At 37.7% G+C, this 2,998-nt stretch carries 1 protein-coding gene; it reads right to left on the bottom strand.

The window, feature by feature from the left end; translation table 11 throughout:
- Window positions 1–1,286: 1,286 nt before the first annotated feature.
- The gene (locus ACFWE9_RS26485) at window positions 1,287–2,972 is read right to left on the bottom strand and encodes a M4 family metallopeptidase (protein WP_377359614.1); all 1,686 of its coding nucleotides are present in this window, start codon (window positions 2,970–2,972) and stop codon (window positions 1,287–1,289) included.
- Window positions 2,973–2,998: the final 26 nt, after the last annotated feature.

Raw genomic sequence — 2,998 nt, 5'->3', positions numbered from 1 at the left:
TAGGATATAAAACTCCACAAGCCATTGAAGATCAAATTACAAAAACAGCTTAAGATTTAACTTTTTTGTGTCCAAAATATTGACTCAAATCCAAATTGATAATCTTAGTTGGATTGCAACACAGCTAATTATTGCCCCTAACAGCCCCTTGTATAATAAAGGAACGTTAATTGGCAAAAGAACTAAAGAAAAGTATATTACTTTACAATAAAAATACAAAGATAAGCCGAATTTCCTAAGGGAAAAATACTTAATATAACTCTTTCTTATTTTAATTGTATAAAAGAGGTGTTCCTGTTGAATGGAGTGATTATAAGCAATATAGACTAACTCATATAGTCTGTTTAAATGCTTTAGCTAGAGCGGGCAATAAAATTATTCCTTCAAATTATAATTTTGTTTCTAACCAGTTAAACATTAAAGAAGTAAATAAAAGAATGAGCAGTATAAAGATATTTGATTTGTCTAGTGAAGGAACATTGAAATATCTAAAAGGTGCTAGTGGTTCTAAAGTCTTAGCTGAAGACATCATTGCATCTGTAGAGAAATAATTCTTGAATTCCCCATTTTCAAATTTTAAAATGGCCGAAAAATCAAATTGATTTTTCGGCAGTGGTGTCTTACTCATGCCTTAAAGACAGTTCCGAACTTAAGCTATCGCACCCGTTAGTTAAAGTGCATAATTTCACAATAGGAAAATCATTATTCACTTTCTTTTTTCTAACACCATACTGCAGATCGTAAGAAGAGCTCCCCCTACAACCAATACAGCTGCTATTACGACTACTAGAAGAAAAGGGTTGAAACTAGACCTGATGGATAATTATTTTCAGACCGATATTTATTAATCAGGACCAATTCGTTTCGAAAAGTACTCTCACTAATATTGAACTCTTTACTTAAATCCTCACAAGTCAAAAAGGTATTTACTTTCAAAAATCTGGTAAGTACTCGTTGAGACCGTTCTTTCATGACATAATCATGAAAAATTAACAACTGGAAAGAGCAACCTCTCAAAAAAGATTAATCATTTCCATCTTTAGAACTCCCTCCGTTATTCTTATATAGATTGCTAATATTCGATAACCAAACCGATTTGACTACATACAGTAATATGTTCCCACACTCAACATGTCCAGAGTGTATGTGGCAACACATGGGATGCTGGTGAGACCATAACAAAAAATCCCCCAAACTCTTATTCTGGGGGAACATAAAACGCACTTCAATATTCTTCTAAAATCCGCTAAAAATATTGATTCCTGCGGGCGGATCCAATTATATACTTAGTAAATTCCCACCGAATCAAATCCGGCAGCAGCTGCAGCCTCTTCCTTGCTGCCTTCACCATAAATATCAATTGCAGACTGAACAATAGCTTTACGAGCGTCACTAAAATCGGAATTTGGCGTTAAATAAACGCTTATTGCACGATAGTAGATTTGTCCTAACTTGTGCCTTCCAATTTCTTGACCAATCAAGTATGCAGCGTGGTTTGTAATCGAGGAGTTAACATGGACACCGCCGCCATCTACCGAAGTTGGCATGTGATAAAATTCATCCATATGAGCCGGATAGACTCCACTGCCATATGCAGCTCTTTCCGCATTACTTACTACAACACTGTTTGGATTACTCAAGCTGCGCAATCTCGTTACACCGTCAGCTTTAGCAGCTGGTGCCATAATATCCTCGCCCATTTCCCAATCATCGTCGTCAACAAGTGCACCAAAGACGTCAGCAAATGATTCGTTTAGTGCTCCAGATTGATTGCGGTAAACTAAATTTGCTGTATGAGTGATGACGCCATGAGTCATTTCGTGGGCAGCAACGTCAAGACCGGCTGATAGTGAAATAAAGAACTCACCGTCACCATCCCCATAGGTCATCCAACGCCCATTCCAGGATGCATTGTTGTAATTATTGCCATAGTGGACCTTAGAAATGATTGCCATTCCTTCACCGTCAAGAGAATTTCGGCCATGCTCATTAAGGTAATAATCATATACCTTTTCCGAATTATAGTGTGCATCGACAAGAGCCCGATCATAGTCGCCGATAAATGCAGCAGAATTCCCCACATATAGAGTATCATTACTGGAACTATTATCATTTTTAGCATCATACGTAAGTATTCCATCAAGACCATTATGAGAGTAATCAGCTAACGCAAACTGAGTTCCAGATTTAGGTTCCTTCACTTGGGTAATATGTAATTCCCTGTGAGCACCATGTACCCCTTTTCCAGCACCATTTTGTGTTTTCATTTCATCAGCATGCATTAAACCATTATACTTATCGATGATTCCTCCCGTGTTTGCATCCACAAAGACAAACCAGTTGCCAGGCTCATCCCCCATGAAGTTAACATTCACTTTATAAGCTGTATGATTCTCTCCTTCAAAAGGATAGACTACAAGCTCAGAAGTTGGCTCATACGTTAGCTCTTCAGGGGCATTGAAAGATGATAGTGCCTGCTTTAGTGCTGCATCACTGCTTAAGGAGGCAGTCGTGTCCACCGCATCATCGGCAATCGTCTGATTTACTCTTCCGTTGACGGATACGACTTCATTATTCTTATTAAAATGAACAATAACTTCGGATCCTTCTACGTTCACTCCATTTATTGATTGATTAAAGCGAACGTGGGTCATACCGAGTTTATCTTTTTGTGAATCTTTTACTTTTAGGTTTTTATCTGGATTTTTAATTCCGGTTTTACCTTCGTTTTTCTTTAAATAATTTAGTGCATTGGAAGGGTTGCTAGAAGAGAATTTCTCAGCAAATCGCTCCTTCACAAAAACAGGAACGCTTGCCTTCTCATTCCACTTTTTAGAAGCTTGTACACTACTTGCCACCTTCGAATCAACCGGCTTTGCAAATACATTACCGGCTGGGATAGAACCTACCAACAACGCTGACGATAGAACTGCAGGAACAATAAACTTTTTCTTCAATATCGATCCCCCCATTATTTTCCATATACTTTATTATAGAT

Source organism: Peribacillus sp. NPDC060253 (assembly GCF_042727425.1).
Lineage (GTDB): Bacteria > Bacillota > Bacilli > Bacillales > DSM-1321 > Peribacillus.
The sequence above is the reverse complement of the archived record's forward strand: the minus strand, read 5'-3'. Positions and strand labels throughout refer to the sequence as shown.

What these genes read in the sequence shown, in the direction of transcription:
- ACFWE9_RS26485 (WP_377359614.1), bottom strand. Translation starts at nt 2,972, where the DNA reads ATGGGGGGATCGATATTGAAGAAAAAGTTTATTGTTCCTGCAGTTCTA.